This is a genomic window from Marinomonas colpomeniae (assembly GCF_014803385.1).
Taxonomy (GTDB): Bacteria; Pseudomonadota; Gammaproteobacteria; order Pseudomonadales; family Marinomonadaceae; genus Marinomonas; species Marinomonas colpomeniae.
This window is the reverse complement of the sequence record NZ_JACYFC010000013.1, coordinates 1-2,160: the sequence shown is the minus strand read 5'-3', so window position 1 is coordinate 2,160 and position 2,160 is coordinate 1. Positions and strand designations below refer to the sequence as shown.

Genomic DNA, 2,160 nt, shown 5'->3' with positions numbered 1-2,160 from the left:
GTTTGAGCAAAGTAAGTACAGAGTGAATCGTATTTTAAGAATAAGGATGAAAAGCAGAAGAGAATGCGAATTATGCTAACGAATTAGCAAAAGAAGCTTATTAAATTGCACTGTTAAAATAGGAAAAACAGAATTGAATTTGGTATGGATTTCAAAATAGCTGTTTATTTCAAATCATCTTGCACAATGTTTTTATGCTAAAAAAGGTTCGTGTAGTTACTTTTTTATTAAAATGTTCTATTTCGTGTGATTTTTTTATGCCAACAATCCAATCTTGTTATTTATTTAGCATTAGAATTAAGGGTTTGTATGAAGGTCGCTTTTGTTTTGTATACTCTTATTTGGCTGAAAGCGATGTGAGTTCTTTAGGAAGTTTCTGTAATCCACGCTTAAGTGCTTCAAAACAATCTGGATCAATGGCGTGATGGATATTTTCAGTCATTATTGCTAGCGCTTTTGGTATAGGCATCGCACCGCGATAGGGACGCTCTGCTGTAAGAGCATCAAAAATATCTGCTGTTGTGATAATCCGTGTTGGGATAGATATGTCTTCAGCTTTAAGTTTAGAGGGATAGCCTGTGCCATCGAGCCTTTCATGGTGGCTACCAGCCATTTCAGCTAAATTTTTAAAAGGGGTAATATGAGATAAAATATCTTTGGTGTACTGTGCATGATTTTGTACTGCTTGCCATTCATCGTCATCAAGTTTACCTGGTTTATCTAGAATTTCATTACTGACGCCTAGCTTACCAACATCATGTAATAACGCAGCGCGCTTCAACCATTTTTTTGTTTCGGTATCTATGTTCATTTCTTCAGCTATTAACTCTGTGAATAGAGCGACGCGTTCACTGTGTCCTGATGTGAATGGGCTTTTTGAATCAATGATTTTACCAAATGCAGACACAATACAATCTAGATAATCGTCATTTAATAAAATATTCGCTTTTGCAGGGGCGAGTTCCATGACTTTTTTTATAATATTAGAAGAGCGAAGAACAGCGCAAAAATTTTTGTCTTTAACTAGCTCGTTAATCGCGTCAACCAATTTAGGGTCAAACCAACTACCATTTCTAATATTAGCTTCGGTTAGTGCTGCCTCTAAATTGTGCTCAAATTGGAATACATCCATTACTTGGGCTAGTAAGGCAATACGTGAAAAAATTGGTATTTCTTCTTTGATTAACTTATCCGGTCGGCCTTGCCCATTCCAATGCTCATCAAGAGCATGAATACCCATTGCAACCTTTTCATTAAATCTTAATTCTCGTGCAATTTCAGCTCCTCTTGAGCAACGTGTTTGAATTAATTCTTGAGTGTAGGTATCACCATTTTTTAAAATGTTTATAGTTGCCGTTATTCGATCGCTCCAGTTCTTTCCCTTCCCCGTATTCTTGATAACAAAATTGATTACGCTAGATAAGCTTTTGCCAACAGTTTTAAAGTTACGCTTAAACTCAAGGTCATCAGCAAGGTAGAGTTCACAAATACGTGCTGCATTACTACTGCATCCTGCGTCTTTTAATAGAAGGGTGAAATAAAGGTCATAAAGTTCACTTTCAGATAAACCAATTTTTTCACCTATGTGCATGCCAATCCAACAACAGCGGATACAGTGCTCCGGTGGTTGACCTTCTGTCATGTCTAAAGCCATGGTTAATGACAGCATTAACTCAGATAATTGTATGTAGTCAGATTGAGGTAATAAAGACATGCAGTGCTCTATTTGATGTTAGATTATTAAGACTATTCCGATGACTTGAAGTTTACCAATAGTTTATATGGAGGTTTTAGTTGTTTATATCGAGAAAAATGGATTTTTTAAACGTATTTCTATGATGAAGATTGGGATAACTGAACAATTAGATAGGCTACATGAGAGTTTTGGAGTTCGAGTAAAAAACAACCCCAACACTGGCTATCCAATATTGAGGTTTGCTTTTTTCGATTACATTTTCTAATAAGTAAAGAAGGGGATTACTCTACTTATTGAGCTTTAAGCGCTTCGAACTGAGCTTGAAGATCAGAATGCTTCGCGTTGTAAGCCGCTTCTTTTTGGCTGAATGTGTAAGCGCCATTTAGATCAACGTTTTTATCAACTGTTGCGCCTAGGTTCTCTAGAGAAACGGTTAATGCTTGAACACCAGCGCGAGCTGTTTG

The 2,160-nt window shown here is 36.6% G+C and carries 1 protein-coding gene; it reads right to left on the bottom strand.

What is annotated here, in order from left to right:
• Positions 1–337 precede the first annotated feature (337 nt).
• Positions 338–1,714: an HD-GYP domain-containing protein gene (locus IF202_RS17300; protein ID WP_191596163.1), complete on the bottom strand. Its 1,377-nt coding sequence runs from the start codon at positions 1,712–1,714 to the stop codon at positions 338–340.
• Between the last annotated feature and the right edge of the window lie 446 nt (positions 1,715–2,160).

Excerpts from the sequence above, each read along its gene's own strand:
- IF202_RS17300 (WP_191596163.1), bottom strand. The coding sequence starts at position 1,714 with ATGTCTTTATTACCTCAATCTGACTACATACAATTATCTGAGTTAATG.